General features: G+C 59.1%; 21 protein-coding genes and 1 pseudogene. 15 read left to right on the forward strand and 7 right to left on the reverse strand.

Translation table 11 applies throughout. The features are described from left to right. Positions 1 to 5: 5 nt before the first annotated feature. Genes pgaB through pgaD form a run of 3 tightly spaced genes read left to right on the forward strand, consistent with a single transcriptional unit; the run spans position 6 to position 3,791 of the window. Entirely contained in the window at positions 6 to 2,021 is a 2,016-nt protein-coding gene (gene pgaB, locus CWM57_RS14410) for a poly-beta-1,6-N-acetyl-D-glucosamine N-deacetylase PgaB (RefSeq protein ID WP_074387377.1), read from the forward strand. Then, positions 2,014 to 3,342, forward strand: a complete 1,329-nt coding sequence (pgaC, locus tag CWM57_RS14415; protein WP_032736701.1) for a poly-beta-1,6-N-acetyl-D-glucosamine synthase — start codon at positions 2,014 to 2,016, stop codon at positions 3,340 to 3,342. Before pgaB ends, pgaC begins: the two co-directional genes overlap by 8 nt. After that, positions 3,342 to 3,791: a poly-beta-1,6-N-acetyl-D-glucosamine biosynthesis protein PgaD gene (pgaD, locus tag CWM57_RS14420; protein ID WP_008807231.1), complete on the forward strand. Its 450-nt coding sequence runs from the start codon at positions 3,342 to 3,344 to the stop codon at positions 3,789 to 3,791. Before pgaC ends, pgaD begins: the two co-directional genes overlap by 1 nt. Before the next feature lie 46 nt (positions 3,792 to 3,837). On the opposite strand, the gene CWM57_RS14425 is transcribed toward pgaD, so the two are convergent. Beyond that, a complete protein-coding gene (locus CWM57_RS14425) occupies positions 3,838 to 4,623 on the reverse strand; it encodes a DsbA family protein (protein ID WP_008807232.1) in 786 nt (261 codons plus the stop codon). Between the two features lie 223 nt (positions 4,624 to 4,846). On the opposite strand from CWM57_RS14425, the gene CWM57_RS14435 reads away from it, so the two are divergent. The 3 genes from CWM57_RS14435 (at position 4,847) to cbpM (ending at position 6,898) form a co-directional block, all read left to right on the forward strand. Beyond that, complete coding sequence (locus CWM57_RS14435) at positions 4,847 to 5,530, forward strand: TerC family protein (RefSeq protein ID WP_074387309.1); 684 nt, start codon at positions 4,847 to 4,849, stop codon at positions 5,528 to 5,530. Positions 5,531 to 5,675: 145 nt separating this feature from the next. Beyond that, positions 5,676 to 6,593: a curved DNA-binding protein gene (cbpA, locus tag CWM57_RS14440; RefSeq protein WP_074387310.1), complete on the forward strand. Its 918-nt coding sequence runs from the start codon at positions 5,676 to 5,678 to the stop codon at positions 6,591 to 6,593. Continuing rightward, the gene (gene cbpM, locus CWM57_RS14445) at positions 6,593 to 6,898 is read left to right on the forward strand and encodes a chaperone modulator CbpM (protein ID WP_074387311.1); all 306 of its coding nucleotides are present in this window, start codon (positions 6,593 to 6,595) and stop codon (positions 6,896 to 6,898) included. The genes cbpA and cbpM overlap by 1 nt, the downstream gene beginning before the upstream one ends. 444 nt (positions 6,899 to 7,342) lie before the next feature. Here cbpM and CWM57_RS14450 read toward each other — a convergent pair whose 3' ends face one another. The 5 genes and pseudogenes from CWM57_RS14450 to CWM57_RS14470 form a co-directional block, all read right to left on the reverse strand. Continuing rightward, positions 7,343 to 7,714, reverse strand: a complete 372-nt coding sequence (locus CWM57_RS14450) for a plasmid partitioning/stability family protein (protein ID WP_048331451.1) — start codon at positions 7,712 to 7,714, stop codon at positions 7,343 to 7,345. Positions 7,715 to 7,723: 9 nt separating this feature from the next. Further along, positions 7,724 to 8,680 carry a plasmid segregation protein ParM domain-containing protein gene (gene parM / locus CWM57_RS14455; RefSeq protein WP_100676129.1) on the reverse strand — a complete coding sequence of 319 codons (957 nt, stop codon included), beginning with the start codon at positions 8,678 to 8,680 and terminating at the stop codon, positions 7,724 to 7,726. 150 nt (positions 8,681 to 8,830) lie between these two features. Further along, a pseudogene (locus CWM57_RS27730) lies at positions 8,831 to 8,950 on the reverse strand (hypothetical protein); the annotation flags it as partial. Positions 8,951 to 8,954: 4 nt separating this feature from the next. Continuing rightward, positions 8,955 to 10,370: a melibiose:sodium transporter MelB gene (gene melB / locus CWM57_RS14465; protein ID WP_100676127.1), complete on the reverse strand. Its 1,416-nt coding sequence runs from the start codon at positions 10,368 to 10,370 to the stop codon at positions 8,955 to 8,957. Positions 10,371 to 10,462: 92 nt separating this feature from the next. After that, positions 10,463 to 11,815, reverse strand: a complete 1,353-nt coding sequence (locus CWM57_RS14470; protein ID WP_074387314.1) for an alpha-glucosidase/alpha-galactosidase — start codon at positions 11,813 to 11,815, stop codon at positions 10,463 to 10,465. A 239-nt stretch (positions 11,816 to 12,054) separates the two neighbouring features. Between CWM57_RS14470 and melR the strand changes: the two genes are divergently transcribed. Further along, positions 12,055 to 12,993, forward strand: a complete 939-nt coding sequence (melR, locus tag CWM57_RS14480; protein ID WP_165784212.1) for a transcriptional regulator MelR — start codon at positions 12,055 to 12,057, stop codon at positions 12,991 to 12,993. A gap of 49 nt (positions 12,994 to 13,042) precedes the next feature. Here the strand turns inward: melR and proP are convergent, their stop codons facing one another. Next, a complete protein-coding gene (proP, locus tag CWM57_RS14485; RefSeq protein WP_008807240.1) occupies positions 13,043 to 14,545 on the reverse strand; it encodes a glycine betaine/L-proline transporter ProP in 1,503 nt (500 codons plus the stop codon). A gap of 544 nt (positions 14,546 to 15,089) precedes the next feature. Here proP and CWM57_RS14495 point away from each other — a divergent pair. The 8 genes from CWM57_RS14495 to phnK all read left to right on the forward strand — a co-directional run bounded on the left by CWM57_RS14495 (position 15,090) and on the right by phnK (position 20,664). Continuing rightward, a complete protein-coding gene (locus CWM57_RS14495) occupies positions 15,090 to 15,425 on the forward strand; it encodes a zinc ribbon domain-containing protein YjdM (RefSeq protein WP_008807241.1) in 336 nt (111 codons plus the stop codon). Positions 15,426 to 15,653: 228 nt separating this feature from the next. Next, positions 15,654 to 16,088, forward strand: coding sequence for a VOC family metalloprotein YjdN (gene yjdN / locus CWM57_RS14500; RefSeq protein ID WP_002885221.1), 435 nt, complete (start codon positions 15,654 to 15,656; stop codon positions 16,086 to 16,088). Between the two features lie 155 nt (positions 16,089 to 16,243). Then, entirely contained in the window at positions 16,244 to 16,969 is a 726-nt protein-coding gene (gene phnF / locus CWM57_RS14505; protein ID WP_100676125.1) for a phosphonate metabolism transcriptional regulator PhnF, read from the forward strand. Beyond that, the gene (gene phnG, locus CWM57_RS14510; protein ID WP_074387318.1) at positions 16,970 to 17,422 is read left to right on the forward strand and encodes a phosphonate C-P lyase system protein PhnG; all 453 of its coding nucleotides are present in this window, start codon (positions 16,970 to 16,972) and stop codon (positions 17,420 to 17,422) included. Then, positions 17,419 to 18,003, forward strand: coding sequence for a phosphonate C-P lyase system protein PhnH (phnH, locus tag CWM57_RS14515; RefSeq protein ID WP_008807244.1), 585 nt, complete (start codon positions 17,419 to 17,421; stop codon positions 18,001 to 18,003). Before phnG ends, phnH begins: the two co-directional genes overlap by 4 nt. Continuing rightward, positions 18,004 to 19,068 carry a carbon-phosphorus lyase complex subunit PhnI gene (locus CWM57_RS14520; RefSeq protein WP_074387319.1) on the forward strand — a complete coding sequence of 355 codons (1,065 nt, stop codon included), beginning with the start codon at positions 18,004 to 18,006 and terminating at the stop codon, positions 19,066 to 19,068. Further along, a complete protein-coding gene (locus CWM57_RS14525; protein ID WP_002885202.1) occupies positions 19,061 to 19,909 on the forward strand; it encodes an alpha-D-ribose 1-methylphosphonate 5-phosphate C-P-lyase PhnJ in 849 nt (282 codons plus the stop codon). The genes CWM57_RS14520 and CWM57_RS14525 overlap by 8 nt, the downstream gene beginning before the upstream one ends. Next, positions 19,906 to 20,664 carry a phosphonate C-P lyase system protein PhnK gene (gene phnK, locus CWM57_RS14530; protein WP_012543148.1) on the forward strand — a complete coding sequence of 253 codons (759 nt, stop codon included), beginning with the start codon at positions 19,906 to 19,908 and terminating at the stop codon, positions 20,662 to 20,664. Before CWM57_RS14525 ends, phnK begins: the two co-directional genes overlap by 4 nt. Positions 20,665 to 20,763: the final 99 nt, after the last annotated feature.

Consider the following 20,763-nt stretch of genomic DNA (forward strand, 5'->3'; position numbering starts at 1 on the left):
TGACCATGCTGAACACGACCCTGCGCAACGGCCTGATGCTTCTCGTCTGGCTGTGCCTTATCTTCAGCGTGCGTGCTGAGGAAGTCCCCTTCCTCGCCCCGCAGCAGCGCCCCCAACTGGAGGCCAATCAACCCTGGCCGGCGGATCGCTTTCTGGTGCTGGCCTACCATGATGTCGAAGACGACGCCGCCGACCAGCGTTATCTTTCAGTGCGCACCAGCGCGCTCAACGAGCAGATCGCCTGGCTGCTGCATCACGGCTACCATGCGGTGAGCGTCCAGGACATTCTTGACGCGCACCATGGCGTTAAGCCGCTGCCGGCCAGGGCTTTTCTTCTCAGCTTCGACGATGGCTATAGCAGCTTTTACACCCGCGTCTGGCCGCTGCTTAAAGCCTGGAATGTTCCGGCGCTCTGGGCGCCGGTGGGCAGCTGGGTGGACACTCCCGCCGGGCAGCCCGTTAATTTTGGCGGCCTGATGACACCGCGCGATCGCTTCGCCACCTGGGAGATGGTGCGCGAGCTTAGCCGCTCGCCGCTGGTGGAAATCGGCTCGCACACCTGGGCCTCTCACTACGGCCTACCGGCCAATCCGCAGGGCAGCCGCGAGCCCGCCGCCGCCAACCGCGGCTGGGATAAAACCACCGGTCGTTATGAAAGCGACGCGCAGTTTACCCGGCGCATGGCCGATGACGTGCAGAAAGTGACGGCGAAAATCCACGAGGTCGCCGGGAAAGCACCGCGCGCCTGGGTGTGGCCCTATGGCGCCGCCAGCGGCAGTACCCTGGCTATCGCCAAACAGCAGGGCTATCAGCTGGCGTTTACGCTGAACGACGGCCTGGGCAACGTGAAGGACCTGGACAATATTCCGCGCCTGCTGATCGCCGGGAATCCGTCGATCAAGGCGTTTGCCAACGCCGTAACCCAGATCCAGGAAGCCGATCCTGTTCGGGTGATGCATGTGGATCTGGACTATGTCTATGATCCCAATCCCGTCCAGCAGGCGAAGAATATCGATAAGCTGGTGCAGCGCGTCTATGACATGAAAATCAGCCATGTCTTTCTGCAGGCCTTTTCCGACCCGCAGGGCGACGGCACGGTCAAGTCGCTCTATTTCCCTAACCGCTGGCTGCCGATGCGCGCCGACCTGTTTAACTTCGTCTCCTGGCAGTTGCAGACCCGCGGCGGTGTGAAGGTGTATGCCTGGATGCCGGTGCTGGCCTTCGATCTCTCGTCCGATCTGCCGCGCGTTCAGCGCTGGGATCCGCAAACCGGCAAGGCATTACTTGCCCGCCAGCCGTACGTTCGCCTGTCGCCCTGGGATCCCCGGGTTCGCCAGCAGATCACCGACATCTATGAAGATCTGGCCCGGCACGCCAGCTTCAGCGGGATTCTGTTTCACGATGACGCCGTGCTGACCGATTTTGAAGACGTGAGCCCGGAGGCGGTCGCCGCCTGGCGGCAGACGGGTCTGGGACACGATGCCGGCCCGGTGCCCCAAAGTCCGCAAGAGCGCCAGGCATGGATGCGTTTCAAAAGCCAAACCCTGACCCGCTTCACTCTGGATCTACGCCAGGCGGTGCAGGCCATCCGCGGCCCGCAGGTGAAAACGGCGCGTAATCTCTTCGCCCTGCCGATCCTGGAGCCGCAGAGCGAAGCCTGGTTCGCGCAGAATCTGGATGACTTTCTTGCCGCCTATGACTGGACGGTACCCATGGCGATGCCGCTGATGGAGTCCGTACCGATTGACGCCAGCCAGGCCTGGCTGACGCGGCTGGTCCAGGCCGTCGCCAGCCACCCGGGCGCGCTGAAGAAAACCATCTTTGAACTGCAGGCCAGAGACTGGAACCGACGCCAGCAAAACGCCATTCCCGACCAGCAGCTAGCGGACTGGATGCGTTTGCTGCGGCTGAACGGCGTCAAAAATTACGGCTACTACCCTGACGATTTTATTAACAACCAGCCTGATATCTCCCGTATCAGGCCGCAATTTTCTTCCTGGTGGTACCCTGACCATGACTGATCGCATCATCGCATTGTGCATTTTATGCCTCGTATTCGGGCTGCCGTTAGGTGTCGCAGCGGTATTTACCGGCGAGCTCATCCTCGACTTTGTCTTTTTCTGGCCGCTGTTTATGTCAGTGCTGTGGATCACCGGGGGCCTTTACTTCTGGTTTCAGCTGGAACGCCACTGGCCATGGGGGGAGGATACCCCGCCGCCGACGCTGCCGGGCAATCCGCTGATTTCGATCCTGATCCCTTGTTTTAACGAGGAGAAAAACGCCCGGGAAACCATCAGCGCGGCGCTGGCCCAGCGTTACGCCAATCTCGAAGTGATCGCCATTAACGACGGCTCTTCGGACAACACCGCCCAGGTGCTCCAGCAGCTGGCGCAGGAGGAGCCGAAGCTGCGGGTGATCCACCTGGCCGCCAATCAGGGAAAAGCGGTGGCGCTCAAAGCAGGCGCCGCCGCCGCCCGCGGCGATCTGCTGGTCTGCATCGATGGCGACGCCCTGCTGGACCGGGATACCGCGGCCTGGCTGGTCGCGCCGTTGATCCACTATCCGCACGTCGGGGCGGTCACCGGCAACCCGCGGATCCGCACCCGATCCACGCTGATCGGTCGCATTCAGGTGGGAGAATTCTCGTCGATCATTGGGCTTATCAAGCGGACGCAGCGGATCTATGGCCGGGTCTTTACCGTCTCCGGTGTGATTGCCGCCTTCCGGCGCCAGGCGCTGGCGGACGTCGGCTACTGGAGCCCGGATATGATCACCGAAGATATTGATATCAGCTGGAAGCTTCAGCTCCGCCACTGGGACATCTTTTTCGAGCCGCGGGCGCTGTGCTGGATCCTGATGCCGGAGACCCTTAAAGGGTTATGGAAGCAGCGTCTGCGCTGGGCGCAGGGAGGCGCGGAGGTTTTCCTGGTTAACCTCCGTCGTCTGTTTCACTGGGAGCATCATCGGATGTGGCCGCTGTTTCTGGAGTATGCCTGCTCCACGCTGTGGGCCTTTGCCTACGCGGTTACCATTCTGCTGTTTATCCTCAGCCGCCTGATGCCGCTGCCTGACAATCTGGCGGTGCACAGCCTGTTTCCGCCGGAGTTCACCGGCATGCTGCTTGGCGTGATGTGCCTGCTGCAGTTCGTCGCCAGTCTGTATATCGAGCGACGCTACGAGAAAAAGGTCGCCAAATCGCTGTTCTGGGTGATCTGGTTCCCGATGGTTTACTGGATGATCGGCCTGCTGACCACGCTGGTCGCTTTTCCAAAAGTGATGGTGAAACGTCAACGTTCCCGCGCGCGCTGGGTGAGTCCGGACCGGGGAAAAGGAAGCCTGTGATGAATGAAAATACGCTCATCTTAACCGAACACCGTGTGCTGCCCCGGCTGGTCGACGCCGGTTTAACGCTGCTGGCCTGGCTTGGTTTTCTGTTCTTTCTGTACGCCAATTTGCTGATGCAGTTCATCGCGCCGCCCTCTCCGCGCTGGGAGTCGCTGATGGCTTCACTGAATACGGCGCTGGTGTATCTGCTGATTGCCGCGCTGAACGGCTGGCTGTTGATCCTCTGGTACCACTACAACCGGCGCCGCGCCCGCACCCGGCATCATACCGCGGTGCTCACCCTGCGACATGATGAGCTGGCGAGCAGCTTTAACGTTGCGCCGCAAATTATCTCGGAGATGAGCCGCTATAATTTGCTCACCGTTTACCACGATCAAATCGGGCAGATTATTGATTTAAAAAGCCACGCGTTACCGCCGCCGCAGGAAGAGAGCGAGCGCGCATGAGAGCAAGGCCGCCGTCGGCGGCCTGGATAGGTAACGACGTCGGGGATCAGCCGCCGGCTTTTTTGATGGCGGCTTCCAGCGAGGCCTGATCCGCCAGCCCCGGGAAGACGGTGATGCTGGCTTCCGTGGCGCCGGTGGTCGGCATCACGATCACGCCCGGCGTGCCACTCAGACCAATCTCCTGCGCCAGGTCGTTAATGCTCTGCAGCACCGGTTCGACGTCGGTGGCCTTCTTCGCATCAAAGCCGGCTTTCTTCGCCTGCTGCTGGATATCCGCCGTCGTCAGCTTACCTTCGTTATGGCCGGTAGCGTAAATCCCGTTATGGTAGGCCAGATAGGCATCCGCCCCTTTCTGCTGATAGATCTGCAGGCCGGTTTTTGCCGCCTCCAGCGAGCTTTCCCAGCGGCCGCCGAAAATCGGCCACTCTTTAAAGGCGAAGCGGGTCTGCGGGTGCGCTTTAATCACCTGCTCCATCACCGGCGCCAGACGGCTGCAGTAGACGCACTGGTAGTCGAAGAATTCGATCACCGTGACTTTGCCATTGGCCGGGCCGTAGGTCGGGGTATTTTTATCCTGGGTCAATACAGCCGCGTTTTTCAGCACCGCCTGGGTGGCCGCGCTGGCCTGCTGTTCAGCCTGTATTTGCTGCAATTTCTGGCTCGCCTGCAGGAGGACTTCCGGGTGGGCGACCAGGTAGTCGGCGGCGATTTTGCCGATTTTCGCCTCCTGTTCCGGGGTGAAGGTCGCCGGCGCGTCAGCGGCAGAGGCCATCGCCGGCAGTAAGACAGCGCTCAGCAGGGCGACAGAGAGGTATTTCTTGTGGCCAGACATAGTGGGGATCCTTGCGATAAGTGAACGGCAGGTGAGTCTGGGTGACAAAATATCACCCTTTTTCGCCGAAGCCTTGCCCAACGGCGCGTTGATTCGTAACTTTATTTTTCAGGCTCGCTTTTCCCGCGCGACGGCGCGGGTCTGCGTCAGTGGTCAATGCGCCCCAGGCGGAGTACCCTGCGCAGCGGTTTTTCTTGCTCTTTTTCAGGTGGTTTCTCTCGAAATGAATGCATTACTCCAACAATGGGACATGGCGGTGATTATGCTGCAGATTGTCGCCATCGATTTACTGCTGGGCGGCGATAACGCCGTGGTGATAGCCATGGCCTGCCGCAAACTGCCGCCACAAAAACGTACCAAAGCGATCATCATCGGTACCGTGGGGGCGATCCTGGCGCGCGTGCTATTGCTGGCGATCGCCCTGTATCTTCTGTCGCTACCGTGGCTGAAAATAGTCGGCGCGTTGCTCCTGCTGTGGATTGGCATGAAGCTGGTGAGTAATGAGGAGGAAGAGAGCGAGGTCGGCAGCTCCGCGAGCCTGTGGCGCACCGCGATCACCATCACCGTCGCCGATGTGATCATGTCGCTGGATAACGTGCTGGCGGTCGCTGCGGCGGGGAAAGGGCACATTGCGCTGGTCGCCCTCGGCGTGGCGATCAGCATTCCGATTATCGTCGCTGGCAGCAAACTGGTCCTGGTCCTGCTCACCCGCTTTCCCGCCGTGGTGCTGTTGGGCGGAATGCTCATCGGCTGGATTGCCGGGTCGATGCTGGTCAGCGATCCCACCATTCAGCAGCTGTTTCCCGACGTCGGAGACGGCACCGCACGCGTGGCCGGCGCCGTCGGCGCGCTGCTGGTGCTGTTTGAAGGATGGCGCCGTCGCCCACGCCCGCAGGCGAAAGACTAGCCTCGCCCATGACGCCGTTGACCCCGACGGCGTCAAGTTTCCGCCACTTTTCTTCCCCTTCAGGGCGCATTTGCCCTACGCTTTATACTGACGCCTGTTCCAGGGAATATGTAACCACCGCACTGAGCATAGATGAGATAAAATCATGGAATTGAAGGATTATTATGCCATTCTCGGGGTGCAACCAACCGACGATCTGAAAACCATCAAGACCGCCTACCGCCGCCTGGCACGCAAATACCACCCCGACGTCAGTAAAGAAAGCGATGCCGAAGCCAAATTCAAGGATCTCGCCGAAGCCTGGGAAGTCTTGAAAGATGAGCAGCGACGCGCCGAATACGATCAGCTCTGGCAGCATCGCAACGATCCCGGCTTCGGTCGCCAGCAGCAGACACACGAGCAGAGCTACAGCCAGCAAGATTTCGACGACATCTTCTCCTCCATGTTTGGCCAGCAGGCGCATCAGCGTCGCCGTCAGCATGCCGCACGCGGCCACGATCTGGAGATCGAAGTGGCGGTGTTCCTTGAAGAGACGCTGGCCGAGCAGACCCGCACCATCAGCTATAACCTGCCGGTGTACAACGTGTTTGGCATGATCGAAAGTGAAACGCCGAAAACGCTGAATGTGAAGATCCCCGCCGGGGTAGTCGATGGTCAGCGTATCCGCCTGAAAGGCCAGGGGACGCCGGGCGAAAACGGCGGCCCGAACGGCGATCTGTGGCTGGTTATCCACATCGCCCCGCATCCGCTGTTCGACATCGTGGGCCATAACCTGGAGATCGTCCTGCCGCTGTCGCCATGGGAGGCCGCGCTGGGCGCGAAAGTGACGGTGCCCACCCTGAAAGAGAGCATCCTGCTAACGGTGCCGCCGGGCAGTCAGGCAGGACAGCGCCTGCGCATCAAGGGTAAAGGGCTGGTGAGCAAAACCCACACTGGCGATTTGTTCGCCGTCATCAAAATTGTCATGCCGCCAAAACCAGATGAAAAAGCGCGTGAGCTCTGGCAACAATTGGCCGCCGCCGAAGCCAGCTTCGATCCGCGTAAGACATGGGGGAAAGCCTGATGGCTACAGTAACAGTGACGTTTACCATTACCGAATTGTGCCTGCGTACCGGGGTATCGGAAGAGGAGCTGGCGGAGATCGTCGGCTTAGGGATGATTGAACCGCACCAGCCGCAGGCGGAAACCTGGCTGTTCGACGACAGCGCGGTGACGATTGTCCATCGCGCGGTGCGCCTGCGTAATGAGCTGGAGCTGGACTGGCCGGGGATTGCAGTGGCGCTGACGCTGCTGGATGAGAACGCGCGGCTGACCCGCGAAAATCGCCTGCTGCAGCAGCGCCTGGCCCGCTTCCTCGCCCACGGATAGGGGCGACATCCCGGGTGGCAGCGTTCCGTCTTCGTGCCGGGTGGCAGCTACGCCTTATCCGGCCTACAAACGGCACTGGGCCCACCATTGCACTGGATCCGTAGGCTCGCGCAAGCGTAGCGCCGCCGGGCATGGCCACAGCCAAGGAGCCGCCTGTATGCCGGGTGGCGGCTACGCCTTACCCGGCCTACAAACTGCACTGGGCCCACCATTGCACTGGATCCGTAGGCTCGCGCAAGCGTAGCGCCGCCGGGCATGGCCACAGCCAAGGAGCCGCCTGTATGCCGGGTGGCGGCTACGCCTTACCCGGCCTACAAACTAAGCGGAATTTCCCGGGTCGCGGCGTTCCGCCTTACCCGAGCTACCGGACAGTGCAAACAGTAGCCCGGCTAAGCGCAGCGCAAGCCGGGGAGTTTCCCGGATAGCGCAAACCGGGAACAGCGCTTAATCCGGTAACGAACCGGCGAGATTACGCGCGGAGACGCTCTCGCTCACCGGGGCTGGCGGCTCCGGCGCTTTAACCGGCGCGGCCGCTGGCGCGGACGCCGGGGCGGAAGAGGCCGGCTGGATTTCAAGGAACGAAGCCAGCATCTTACGCAGCGTTTCCGGTTTAGTATCTTCCGCCAGCAGCGCCGCCAGCATCGACGGCAGGCGGCTATCGACTTCCCCTAACGCCAGCCCCGCCAGCAGCGCCGTACGCGACATATCGCCGCGGTCGCCGCGGTGATGGGCCTCAATTTTCGCGTCCGCAAAGCGCTCGCTGGCGCTGATATCCGGGCGCAGGTATATCAGAACCTTTCTGCGATCCAGAGTCATAGACGCTCCTTAGCCAATAATTTTCAGACCACGCACAAGGGCGAACTGCGGCTCTTCAGCCACCACGAAACGATCTTCGCGCAGGCCCATACGTTCACGAATCGCATCGGCCACCAGCGGCGCGCCGCCGCCAATCACGATGGCGTGCGAATAGCCTTTAAAGCTATCGATGGCTGTCAGGACGCGGGTGGTCAGGCGTTCAATACTGTTCGCGATGACCTTTTTCACCTCAGAAACCGCATCCGGATCGTTGATGTTGTCGGTCAGGTATTCTTCGTCGTGGCGGTTGATAATTATCTGGTCGACGTTATAGCTGGAAGTGTCGGTATTCGCCCGCGCCAGCGCCAGCTTAACGGCGTCGGTCACCAGCGATACGCCCAGCTTCGGGTCGCCGTAAATACGCGAAACCGAGGTCATCTGCCCGGCGACCATCGAAATATCCAGTGTGGTGCCGCCAAGGTCGACAATGAGCACCGAATGCGACGGTTTCAGTTCATCACACAGGCTAATACCCGCCGGAATGGATTCCGGACGCACGGTGACTTTGGTGATATTGAACACCACGCCTTTATTCAGTTTAACGTCGCGCAGCAGGCTCTTTTTCTTACGCTCAATGTTGTCGAGGCGATATTGCGCATCTTCGTCATAAAATTCGGTCAGCGGCAGGGTGACCACAATTTCAACATCCTGCGGCTCCAGACCACTGGTCAGCAGCGCGTGATGGACGGCGATGGAATTCAACGGGCTATATTGCCAGTCAATGTTATTGGTCGGCAGCGCATCGGGGGTGATCAGGTCGAAAGAGTACTTTTCATCATCCACGGTGTAGTTAAATGGCTTCCCGGAACCGAAGGTGGCAGACCAGCCTCGCTTGAAACTGTTGGGGCTGATATGGGTGAAAGTTTCGCCATCTTGCTCCCACAGCATTTTGATATTGGTTGAACCATCATCGATAAAAATGCGCATCGCATTGCTCCATCACTGAGACAAATAAGAGAAAAATGTAAGACCCAAAAAGAGTAGCAAGAGTTAAAAAGCAGCGCAAGAGCACGAAAAAGAGACAATTCCGAGTTTTATTTGAGAACATCGGGAGAAAAAGACAACTCCATGAACCCAGAAAGAGAAATTATTGAGACAAAATAGAGAATTACAGTTTCCTTTCTCTGTCTGTTTCAGACGCTGTTTTTTGTACAAAAAGAGAGCATCCCTCCCCTCTTTCGTCAGCGGTTTTCGCACGCTTTTACACCTGATTGGGTACTACAATCGGCCGTTCCGGCTCGACGACATTTTCCGGTACCCGGCGATATTTATCCAGCAGGTGAATCTGAATACGACGCAGCATATCGCCATTCAGTTTGTAATAACGAAAATAGAGAAACAGCGTCAGGGCAAAAAAGAGCGTCGGCAGCGCAATCATAATCGCCTGCATCCCCAGTTTCGTCTGTGCAGATTGAACAACATTCGGCACGTAGCCGATGATACTCAGCACCACAGCAATAAACCAGGCCGCAAACGCCGAGCCCGCTTTCACCACCAGCGTCTGTACCGAGTAGGCGATGCTTTCGCAGCGGATATTCATCGTATATTCGCCGTAGTCGACGGTATCGGCCACCATAATGACCTGCAGCACCCAGAACAGCGCGGTGCCGATATTCAACAGCACCCCGGCCAGCGAAATCAGCGCGATGTTGTAAACGCCGCTCAGCGCCATCAGCAACAGCACGCCGCAGCCCAGCACCGGCATGATCGATGCCCCCGCCCACAGAATGCGCCGCGACAGCCCTTTTACCAGCCGTGGGAACAGGATCAGCGTCAGCAAATTCGCCGCCCCCGCGTAGGACATGTAATACGGAAACATCTCCGCGCTGCCAATGACGTAGGTAAAGTAGTAAATCGCAAAGCCAGCGATAATATTCGCCGCCGTGTTATAGGCCAGCGCCATGCCTAACAGACAGGCCAGCTGATCGTTTTTATAGATAAGCGCCACCATCTGGCGCAGTGAAAGATGGCTGGAATCCTCGCTCACGCCGCTGTCGGAGGAGTAAACCTCATGGACGTTGCGCAGGGTGACGAGGGTGGAAACCACAAAGAAGGCGATCAGCACCAGAGTGAACATCTGGAAACCAAAACCGCGGTCGGCGCCGCCGACAGCGCTGACAAACGGCAGCGTGACGCCGGCCGTAACAAACCCGGCAAGACTGGCGAAAAAGCGCGGGTAAGGCACCAGTTGTTCGCGTTCGCGTTTATCGAGGGTAATGGTCGGCACCAGCGACCAGAACGGCACATCCATGATGGTGTAGGTGAAGCCCCACAGTAGATAGGTCAGCCATACCCACGCCAGTAGCGCCCCGCCGCTGAAGTGATGGGCGCTGAACAGCATATACAGCACCGCCGAGTTGGTTATCGTGCCGATCAGGATCCACGGTTTGAACTTCCCCCATCGCGATCGCGTGCAGTTGACGATCCATCCCATGATTGGATCGGCTATCGCATCGAGGATCCGCGCCACCAGGAATAAGGTGCCGACCACCCCAACCGATAACCCGACAATATCGGTGTAGTAATACATCAGGTACATGTAGACGATACCGATAGCGAAATCTTTACCAAAGGCACCAAATCCGTAGCTGAGCTTTGTTGTCATTGAAATACTCATAGGGTACAGGTCGCTGTCGCCAGCGCCTCCTTCAGTGTTTGATAGAGCATGGCAGGCGCCGCCGGGCCAGATCCCCCGGCGGCATGAGAGGATTAACGGTGCAGCCAGGCCGGCAGCCAGTCGCCGTGGCTGGCGATCAGATCGTCCACCAGCGCGTAGATCTCTTCGATCCCCAGCACCGCGGCGGTGTGCGGATCCATCATCGTGGCGTAATAAACATAGTCGCGATTTTCCGTCAGAATGGCCTCCGTTAGCAGCGTCTGCACGTTGATGTTGGTCTGCATCAGCGCCGCCAGATGCGCCGGCAGCGCGCCCACTTTCGTCGGTTGAATACCGTTGGCGTCCACCAGGCAAGCCACTTCCACACAGCAGCCCTGCGGCAGGTTGTCGATGAGATTATCGTTGCGCACATTGCCGTACACCACGCTTGGCTCGCCGGTCCAGATGGCGTTCATGATGGTGCTGGCATACTCGCGCGATGGTTTAACGTCGATGCGCTCACCGCGCTTATAGCTCTCCAGCTCTTTATGCCAGTTGGCCAGTTGCTCGACGCAACGTTTAGGGTATTCATCCAGCGGCACTTTATAGCGGGCGATAAGATCATCGCGGCCCGGCTTGATAAACCATGGCGTATATTCCGCGAAATGCTCCGACGATTCGGTGACAAAGTAGCCCAGCTTTTTGAACATCTCATAGCGGACGATGTTTTCGCAGCGCGGGTTGCCGTGCAGGTTCGGCTTCGGCGCCCGGCCCTCGGCGTAGGCCTGCAGCAGGTCGGGATAGAGACTGACGTAGCTGCCGTCAGCGAGCTTTTTCTCCAGCGACAGATAGAACGCCATATGGTTAATTCCCGCGCAGCGGTAGCGTAAATCCGCCGGATCGAGATCGAGATCGCGCGCCAGCTCTTCCGCTGTCCCCTGTACCGAATGGCACAGGCCAACCTGCTTGATATGCGGGTAGCGGGCGTACATGGCCCAGGTGTTCATCGCCATCGGGTTGACGTAGTTAAGCAGGGTGGCGTCCGGGCAGACCTCTGTCATATCGTCGCAGATAGCCCACAGGTGGGGAATGGTCCGCAGCGCGCGCATAATGCCCCCCGGCCCCAGCGTATCGGCGATGGTTTGCTCCAGGCCGTGGCGCTTGCAGACTTCAAAATCGGTGACGGTACAGGGCTCATAGCCGCCAATCTGGAAAGCGACGACGACAAAATCGGCGCCTTGCAGGGCGGTTTTACGATCGCGATGGCAGCTGATTTCGCCGTTCGCGCCCACCGAATCCATCAGCTTGCGCACCACGATATGCGACTCTTCCAGCCGGGTTTCATCGATATCCATCAGCGCGATATGCGCCGACTTCAGCGCCGGGCGCTGGAAAACATCACCGAGAATATTTTTGACGAACACCGTCGAACCGGCGCCGATAAAAGTAATTTTTGGGGCAGACATTGCACTCTCTCCATCAGATCATTGAACGCTTTCAGAGTGGCACGCCGCTCCCCGCTGCGCTGCCCTGTTCGCGCCGGAGCATTCCCGGAAACTCAGATCGGCCATTAAGCGCCACAAAATCTGAGCTTTTGGGAATAGATCGACTTAAAAGGAGAGAAAACGGGCCAGTTATTCGGCTAAGCTGTCGTCAGTTTTGGTGAAAAATGCAGCCACTCTGACAATCCAGGAACACGTTAATGATGGAACACCGCTTTACTTCCCTGCCCCCCGATCCCTTCATGTGCAGCAGCGACGAAAAGCAGAGCCGCAGTCCGCTGGCGCTCTACTCCGAGTATCAGCGTATGGATATCGAACTGCGCCCGCCGCACGCCATGCCCACCAGCCACTGGCACGGCCAGGTGGAGGTCAACGTGCCATTCGACGGCGATGTAGAGTATTTGATTAATAACGAAGTGGTGCGTATTGAAAAAGGCTATATCACCCTGTTTTGGGCCTGTACGCCGCATCAGCTGACCCGCCCTGGCGATTGCCAGCAGATGGCGATATTCAACCTGCCGATGCATCTGTTTCTCTCATGGCCGCTGGACCGCGAACTGATCAACCACGTCACCCATGGGATGGTGATTAAGTCCCTCACCGCGCAGCAGTTAAGCGCCTTTGAAGTGCGCCGCTGGCAGCAGGAGCTGAACCACGACAATGAACAGATTCGCCAGCTGGCGATCGATGAAATCGCCCTGATGCTCAAGCGGCTGAGCCTCTCCGGCTGGCAGCCGATTCTGGTCAACAAAACCTCGCGCACCCACAAGAACAGCGTCTCGCGCCACGCCCAGTTTTATGTCAGCCAGATGCTGGAGTTTATCGCCGCCCACTACGACCAGGCGCTGACCGTCGACGCCGTCGCCGAGCACGTTAAGCTCAACCCGAACTACGCGATGGGGGTCTTTCAGCGGGTGATGCAGCAGACCATGAAGCAGTACATTACCGCTATGCGTATCAATCACGTGCGGGCGCTGCTGAGCGATACCGACAAGACCATCCTGGATATTGCCCTCACCGCCGGTTTCCGTTCCAGCAGCCGCTTCTACAGCACCTTTACCCGCTACGTGGGCATGCCGCCGCAGCAGTACCGTAAACTTAGCCAGCAGCGACGTCACGGGCTGGCCTTGCCGGAGGCATAAAAAATGCCGCCGGGGTCTCCCCAGGCGGCATGATTAACAGTGAAAACGGTTAGTCGTTGATACGCGGATGCTGCTGCACCAGACGCGACCGTTTTGCCTGCAGATCGGCGATCTCCTGATCGATATCTTCGATTTTTTGTTCGATGTTATCGTAGTGCTCGCCAAGGATTTCTTTCGCTTCCTGGATATCCGACGCTGCCGGGGTCGCCCCTTTCAGCGGGCGGTTAGCCGTCTCTTTCATCGACAGACCCGTCGCCATCCCCACCACCGCGATGACCATCAGGTAGTACGCCGGCATCATCAGGTTCTGAGTGGTTTCCACCAGCCACGCCGCCAGGGTTGGCGTCAGACCAGCAACCAGCACCGAGATGTTAAAGGCGCTGGCCAGGGCGCTGAAGCGGATGTGCGTCGGGAACATCGCCGGCAACGAGGAGGCCATCACCCCGATAAAGCAGTTCAGCACGACCGCCAGCAGCAGCAGACCAGCGAAAATCAGGCCAATCACGTTGCTGTTAATCATAATGAAGGCCGGGATCGCCAGGGCAAACAGCGCCACGCTACCAATCAGGATGAACGGACGACGGCCAAAGCGGTCGCTGAGCATACCGATAACCGGCTGCACAAACAGCATCCCGACCATGATGGCGATGATGATCAGCACCCCATGATCTTCCGAGTAGTGCAGGTTATGCGACAGGTAGCTCGGCATATAGGTCAGCAGCATGTAATAGGTCACGTTGGTGGAAATCACCAGACCAATACAGGTCAGCAGGCTACGCCAGTGCTTGGTGGCAATCTCTTTAAAAGAGACCTTCGGCCCGTCCTGCAGTCCTTCACGGTCGCCCTGCTCCATGGTGTCCACATGCTGCTGGAACGCCGGGGTCTCTTCCAGCGCATGGCGCAGATAGAGACCGATGATGCCTAACGGCAGCGCCAGGAAGAACGGGATACGCCAACCCCAGTCGAGAAAGTTCTGTTCCCCCACCACGCTGGAGATGAGAACCACCACGCCGGCCCCCATCACAAACCCGGCGATGGAGCCAAAGTCCAGCCAGCTGCCCATAAAGCCGCGTTTACGGTCAGGAGAATATTCCGCGACGAAGATCGATGCCCCGGTATATTCACCGCCGACCGAGAAGCCTTGCGCCATTTTACACAGCAGCAGCAGGATCGGCGCCCAGATGCCTATCGTGGCATACGACGGAATCAGGCCGATACAGAAAGTACTTATCGACATGATCACGATGGTTATTGCGAGGATTTTCTGCCGACCATATTTATCGCCCAGCATCCCGAAAAACAGGCCGCCTAACGGACGAATTAAAAATGGAACGGAGAAGGTACCGAGTGCGGCAATCATCTGCACGCTTGGGTTGGCATCGGGGAAGAAGACTTTACCTAAGGCGTAGGCCACAAAGCCATAGACGCCGAAATCGAACCACTCCATCGCGTTACCCAGGGAGGCCGCGGTGATCGCCTTTTTCAGTTTACCATCATCGATGATGGTCACATCCTTAAGGGTGATGGGCTTTATTTTTTTCCTTTTAAGCATATTTTTCCTCTGCTACTCCGCCTTGAGTACACGCATCATCGCCGAATGGCAATGCCATTCGCATCGTGCGTCAGGAGCGGTGAATTGCTGTGCTCCTCATTTCAAGCGTAGCAGGTTTGCCTGCACTGTCTGCTGACAGAATGTACAACCGAACCTGTTGACGCCTGCTCTGGCTACTGGTGAATAAATAGAGCGGCCGATCGTGATACCCGATGAAATTGACCTGCTCCCCTTTTTTACCCTAACAGCGTTTATATCTGCGATCAACTTCACATAAATTTACCGCCCTATTACAGAGTGTCCGAAAATAAATAAGTTCATTTTCCTGGCTGCTCGCAAAAATTATTTCCTCACTCCCCCTTATCCTCTGGCGGATAATTTTGGCGGTTATTCTGCTTTCACCCGAATAGTATGATGGGTAATTTTTACTAAAAAAACACCCGACAAAAGTGGGTGATTGCGCTATAATCAGCCACACTTTCGGCTATCAGCCGCTGTTTAGAGGACCAACGTCCTGTTTTCCGACGACATCACGAGGAACGTCATGCAACTGCCACACTGCCCAAAATGCGATTCGACTTACACTTATGAAGATAACGGCATGTACATCTGCCCGGAATGTGCCCATGAGTGGAACCCTGCCGAGGCGACAGAAGAGAGCGACGTTCTGATCGTTAAAGATGCCAATGGCAATTTACTGGCCGATGGCGATAGCGTTACCGTCGTGAAAGATCTGAAGGTAAAAGGCAGCTCTTCGATGCTGAAAATCGGCACCAAAGTGAAGAATATCCGTCTGGTCGAAGGCGATCACAATATTGACTGCAAAATTGATGGTTTTGGTCCGATGAAGCTCAAGTCGGAATTCGTCAAAAAGAACTGATTTATTTCCGGGAGGGCGGCATCATTATTTTCCTGCACCACCGTCGCCGCTCCCGATATCATCGTGCCCCACCCGCTCCCTGTGCAACCTGTTATTTTCCGCCTCAGTCCCCGCTATTTTCACTGACCATTTCGCCGCTATGCCGCTACACATTTTCGCGCTGCCGTCTGGCTCAACAGCGTCCCAGGCGACTACGCTTTACGGGTTACGGTCACTGAGGTATTCACCATGTCCTTAAGTCCCTACCTTGCCTTTGCAGGCAACTGCGCCGAGGCAATCGCCTTCTATCAGCAGACGCTGGGCGCGGAGCTGATGTTTAAAATGACCTTTGGCGAAATGCCGCCCCCGGCGCAAGAAGCGTCAGACGGCTGCCCGTCTGGCCAGAAGATGGCAGATGATGCCATCGCCCACGCCAGCCTGCGCATCAACAACGGCGAGCTGATGCTGAGCGACAGCGCCTTCGGGCCCGATGTGCATTACGCCGGCTTCACCCTCGTCCTCGATCCCAGCGATGTCGCTGAAGGCCAGCGCTGGTTCGACGCGCTGGCCGTCGGCGGGCGCATTGAGATGGCCTGGCAGGAAACATTCTGGGCCCACGGCTTTGGCAAAGTCGTCGACCGCTTTGGCGTCCCCTGGATGATCAACGTGGTCAAACAGGGCTGACCCCGACAGGGCGGTCCTGCCGCCCTGTCATCCTTCTGGCACCAACTCTTCATCCTTTAGTCATCATCACTTAACCGAAATGCAACATAAACCGGTCACGATCGGCCCACAACGCGAGGGACTTCCTCGCCTATGCTGTGTGAGGCTTGATGACTATGCACCTGTCCAGACATCCGACCAGTTACCCCACGCGCTATCAGGAAATTGCCGCCCGACTTGAGCAGGAGCTGCGCCACCACTATCGCTGCGGCGACTATCTGCCCGCCGAGCAGCAGCTGGCGACGCGCTTTGATGTCAATCGCCATACTCTGCGCCGGGCCATTGACCAGTTGGTTGAACGTGGCTGGGTCCAGCGCCGTCAGGGCGTGGGCGTGCTGGTGCTGATGCGACCCATCGATTACCCGCTCAATGCCCAGGCGCGTTTCAGTCAGAACCTGCTGGAACAGGGCAGCGATCCCACCAGCGAAAAGCTGCTGTCGGTGCTGCGACCCGCCAGCGCGCATGTTGCCGAGGCCTTTGGCATCAATGAGGGCGAGAACATCATCCACCTGCGCACCCTGCGCCGGGTCAATGGCGTCGCCCTGTGCCTGATCGACCACTACTTCGCCGACCTGCGCTTCTGGCCGGTATTGCAAACCTTCAGCCACGGCTCGCTGCACGACCTGTTGCGCGATCGGCTCGCCGTCGAACTGACCCGGGCGCGCACCAAAATCAGCGCCCGCCGCGCGCAGGCAAAAGAGAGCAAGCTGCTGGAGATCCCCAACATGGCGCCGCTGCTCTGCGTGCGCACCCTTAACAGCCGCCAGGGCGAGCAGACCCCCATCGAATACTCCGTCAGCCTGACCCGCGCCGACATGATTGAATTTACCATGGAGCACTGAATGCACTTCGATACCGCCACCCGCCAGCGCTGGATGTCCATCCTGGCCCACAGTGAACCGCAAGATCTTCTGGCGCGCATGCAGTCCCTGCAGCTGGCGCCGGCGTATGAATTGATTCGCACCCCGGAAACCGGGCTGGTACAGCTCCAGGCCCGCATGGGTGGTATCGGCGACCGTTTCTTTGCCGGCGACGCCACGCTTACCCGCGCGGCGGTACGTCTGGCCGACGGGACGCTCGGTTACAGCTGGATCTTAGGCCGTGACCGCCCGCACGCCGAACGCTGCGCGGCCATCGACGCCCTGCTGCAGTCGCCTCGCCATTTTCACAATTTAATGGAAACCCTGATAACCCCGCTGGAAGCGCTACGCAGCGCGCGCATTGAAGCCCGACGCGCCGAAGTCAACGCCAGCCGGGTCGACTTCTTTACCCTGGTTCGCGGAGATAACGCATGACCTTACAACCCGCTTTTACCCTGGCTGTGCAGGATGCCCAACACAGTTTTCGTCGCCTGCTGAAAGCGATGAGCGAGCCGGGGGTGATTGTCTCCCTGCAGCAGCTTCAGCACGGCTGGCAGCCATTGAACGTGGCCTCCACCAGCCTGCTGTTGACCCTTGCCGATCATGAAACGCCGGTCTGGCTCGCCAGCGCTCTGCATAACGATCTGGTGGGACAGAATCTGCGCTTTCATACCGGCGCGCCGCTGGTGGACCAGCCGCAGCAGGCGGTTTTTGCCGTCGCCAATGACGGCATCAGCGCCGAGCAGCTCAACGTCCTTTCCGCTGGCACCGTCACTGCTCCGGAAACCGGCGTCACGCTGATTGTTCAGCTCGCCAGCCTCAGCGGCGGACGCATGCTGCGCCTGACCGGGGCAGGCATTGCCGAAGAGCGAATGATTGCGCCGCAGCTGCCGGACTGCATCATCGACGAATTAACCGAACGCCCGCACCCGTTCCCGCTGGGCATCGATCTGATCCTCACCTGCGGCGAGCGCCTGCTGGCGATCCCGCGCACCACCCACGTGGAGGTTTGCTAAATGTATGTAGCCGTCAAGGGCGGCGAGAAGGCGATCCTCGCCGCTCACGCCTTACAGGAACAGAAACGGCGGGGCGATGGACGGCTTCCCGAACTGAGCGTTGATCAGATAGGCGACCAGCTCAACCTGGCGGTGGACCGGGTGATGACCGAGGGCGGCATCGCCGACCGCGAACTGGCGGCACTGGCGCTCAAGCAGGCCAGCGGTGATAACGTCGAAGCGATCTTCCTGCTGCGCGCCTACCGCACCACCCTGCCGCGGCTGGCGGTCAGCGAACCGATTAACACTGCGGAGATGCGCCTCGAACGCCGCATCTCCGCAGTGTACAAAGACATTCCCGGCGGCCAGCTGCTGGGCCCCACCTACGACTACACCCATCGCCTGCTCGATTTTACCCTGCTGGCCAACGGCGAAGCGCCGTCTGTGCAGCAAGCCGATGGCGAAGCAGAGCCGACGCCGCACGTCTTCCACCTGCTGGCGCAGCAGCGGCTGGCAAAAGCGGAGCAGGACCACGGCACGCCGCCCGACGATATTACCCGCACCCCACCGGTCTACCCCTGTTCGCGTTCCTCGCGTCTGCAGCAGCTGATGCGCGGCGATGAAGGCTACCTGCTGGCGCTGGCCTACTCGACCCAGCGCGGCTATGGCCGCAACCATCCGTTTGCCGGCGAGATCCGCAGCGGTTACGTGCAGGTGGAAATCGTGCCGGAAGAGCTGGGCTTTAGCGTCAATATTGGCGAGCTGCTGCTGACCGAGTGTGAGATGGTCAACGGCTTCGTCGCCCCACAGGATGAGCCGCCGCACTTCACCCGCGGCTACGGTCTGACCTTCGGCATGAGCGAGCGCAAAGCAATGGCGATGGCCCTCGTCGACCGCGCCCTGCAGGCGCCGGACTACGATGAAGAGATTGCTGGCCCGGCTCAGGATGAAGAGTTTGTGCTGGCCCATGCCGATAACGTCGAAGCGGCCGGCTTCGTCTCGCATCTGAAACTACCGCACTATGTCGATTTCCAGGCCGAACTGGCGCTGTTGAAACGCCTGCAACGGGAGAACGAACGTGGCTAACCCACTGACTGGCTATAACTTTGCTTATCTCGACGAGCAAACCAAGCGCATGATCCGCCGGGCGATCCTCAAAGCGGTAGCGATTCCCGGCTACCAGGTGCCGTTCGGCGGTCGCGAAATGCCAATGCCCTACGGCTGGGGCACCGGCGGCATCCAGCTGACCGCCAGCGTCATCGGCGAGAACGACGTGCTGAAGGTGATTGACCAGGGCGCGGATGACACCACCAACGCGGTGTCGATTCGTCAGTTCTTTAAGCGCGTCACCGGTGTCGCCACCACCGAGCGTACCGAAGACGCCACCCTGATCCAGACCCGCCACCGGATCCCGGAGACGCCGCTGGTGGAGGATCAGATCCTGATCTATCAAGTGCCGATCCCGGAGCCGCTGCGCTTTATCGAGCCGCGCGAAACCGAAACCCGCACCATGCACGCGCTGGAAGAGTACGGCGTCATGCAGGTGAAACTGTATGAAGATATCGCCCGCTTCGGCCATATCGCCACCACCTACGCCTACCCGGTGAAGGTCAATGGCCGCTACGTGATGGACCCTTCGCCAATCCCGAAATTCGATAACCCGAAAATGCACATGATGCCGGCGCTGCAGCTGTTCGGCGCCGGGCGCGAAAAGCGGATCTACGCGGTGCCGCCCTATACCCCGGTGGAAAGTCTCGATTTCGACGACCATCCATTTACCGTGCAGGAGTGGGATGAGCCCTGCGCCATCTGCGGCTCGCGCCACAGCTACCTCGACGAAGTGGTACTGGATGACAGCGGCCAGCGGATGTTTGTCTGCTCCGATACCGACTATTGCCGCCAGCAGAGCGAGGGGCAGAAAAAATGAGCCAGCCATTACTTGCTGTAAATAACCTGACCCATCTCTACGCCCCGGACAAAGGTTTTCGCGATGTCTCTTTCGAACTGTGGCCGGGAGAAGTGCTCGGCATCGTCGGGGAATCCGGCTCCGGTAAAACCACCCTGCTGAAGGCGATCTCCGCCCGTCTGACGCCGCAGCAGGGCGAGGTGCTGTACCAGCAGCGCTCGCTGTATGCCATGAGCGAAGCCGAACGCCGCCGCCTGCTACGTACCGAATGGGGCGTGGTGCATCAGCACCCGATGGACGGCCTGCGTCGCCAGGTCTCCGCCGGGGGCAACATCGGCGAACGGCTGATGGCCACCGGCGCCCGCCACTACGGCAACATTCGCGCCACCGCCGAAAAGTGGCTGCAGGAGGTGGAGATCCCGCCCTCGCGCATCGACGACCTGCCCACCACCTTTTCCGGCGGCATGCAGCAGCGTCTGCAGATCGCCCGCAACCTCGTCACCCAGCCGAAGCTGGTGTTTATGGATGAACCCACCGGCGGGCTGGATGTGTCCGTGCAGGCGCGGCTGCTTGACCTGCTGCGCGGCCTGGCGGTGGAGCTGAACCTGGCGGTGGTGATTGTTACCCACGATCTCGGCGTTGCCCGCCTGCTGGCGAACCGTCTGCTGGTGATGAAGCAGGGCCAGGTAGTCGAGAGTGGCTTAACCGACCGGGTACTCGACGATCCGCACCACCCTTACACCCAGCTGCTGGTGTCGTCGGTGTTGCAGAATTGATGCTGTTTTGCCGGGTGGCGGCTGCGCCTTACCCGGCCTACAGGTGCGTTATTCGTTGGCCGGGTAAGCGAAGCGCCACCCGGCAACCCAACCCCGCGA

Origin of the sequence: Klebsiella sp. G-Nf4 (assembly GCF_002810615.1) — a bacterium.
In the GTDB taxonomy this organism is placed as follows: domain Bacteria; phylum Pseudomonadota; class Gammaproteobacteria; order Enterobacterales; family Enterobacteriaceae; genus Klebsiella; species Klebsiella variicola.

What these genes read in the sequence shown, in the direction of transcription:
- pgaB (WP_074387377.1), top strand. Translation starts at nt 6, where the DNA reads ATGCTGAACACGACCCTGCGCAACGGCCTGATGCTTCTCGTCTGGCTG.
- pgaC (WP_032736701.1), top strand. Translation starts at nt 2,014, where the DNA reads ATGACTGATCGCATCATCGCATTGTGCATTTTATGCCTCGTATTCGGG.
- pgaD (WP_008807231.1), top strand. Translation starts at nt 3,342, where the DNA reads ATGAATGAAAATACGCTCATCTTAACCGAACACCGTGTGCTGCCCCGG.
- CWM57_RS14425 (WP_008807232.1), bottom strand. Translation starts at nt 4,623, where the DNA reads ATGTCTGGCCACAAGAAATACCTCTCTGTCGCCCTGCTGAGCGCTGTC.
- CWM57_RS14435 (WP_074387309.1), top strand. Translation starts at nt 4,847, where the DNA reads ATGAATGCATTACTCCAACAATGGGACATGGCGGTGATTATGCTGCAG.
- cbpA (WP_074387310.1), top strand. Translation starts at nt 5,676, where the DNA reads ATGGAATTGAAGGATTATTATGCCATTCTCGGGGTGCAACCAACCGAC.
- cbpM (WP_074387311.1), top strand. Translation starts at nt 6,593, where the DNA reads ATGGCTACAGTAACAGTGACGTTTACCATTACCGAATTGTGCCTGCGT.
- CWM57_RS14450 (WP_048331451.1), bottom strand. Translation starts at nt 7,714, where the DNA reads ATGACTCTGGATCGCAGAAAGGTTCTGATATACCTGCGCCCGGATATC.
- parM (WP_100676129.1), bottom strand. Translation starts at nt 8,680, where the DNA reads ATGCGCATTTTTATCGATGATGGTTCAACCAATATCAAAATGCTGTGG.
- melB (WP_100676127.1), bottom strand. Translation starts at nt 10,370, where the DNA reads ATGAGTATTTCAATGACAACAAAGCTCAGCTACGGATTTGGTGCCTTT.
- CWM57_RS14470 (WP_074387314.1), bottom strand. Translation starts at nt 11,815, where the DNA reads ATGTCTGCCCCAAAAATTACTTTTATCGGCGCCGGTTCGACGGTGTTC.
- melR (WP_165784212.1), top strand. Translation starts at nt 12,055, where the DNA reads ATGGAACACCGCTTTACTTCCCTGCCCCCCGATCCCTTCATGTGCAGC.
- proP (WP_008807240.1), bottom strand. Translation starts at nt 14,545, where the DNA reads ATGCTTAAAAGGAAAAAAATAAAGCCCATCACCCTTAAGGATGTGACC.
- CWM57_RS14495 (WP_008807241.1), top strand. Translation starts at nt 15,090, where the DNA reads ATGCAACTGCCACACTGCCCAAAATGCGATTCGACTTACACTTATGAA.
- yjdN (WP_002885221.1), top strand. Translation starts at nt 15,654, where the DNA reads ATGTCCTTAAGTCCCTACCTTGCCTTTGCAGGCAACTGCGCCGAGGCA.
- phnF (WP_100676125.1), top strand. Translation starts at nt 16,244, where the DNA reads ATGCACCTGTCCAGACATCCGACCAGTTACCCCACGCGCTATCAGGAA.
- phnG (WP_074387318.1), top strand. Translation starts at nt 16,970, where the DNA reads ATGCACTTCGATACCGCCACCCGCCAGCGCTGGATGTCCATCCTGGCC.
- phnH (WP_008807244.1), top strand. Translation starts at nt 17,419, where the DNA reads ATGACCTTACAACCCGCTTTTACCCTGGCTGTGCAGGATGCCCAACAC.
- CWM57_RS14520 (WP_074387319.1), top strand. Translation starts at nt 18,004, where the DNA reads ATGTATGTAGCCGTCAAGGGCGGCGAGAAGGCGATCCTCGCCGCTCAC.
- phnK (WP_012543148.1), top strand. Translation starts at nt 19,906, where the DNA reads ATGAGCCAGCCATTACTTGCTGTAAATAACCTGACCCATCTCTACGCC.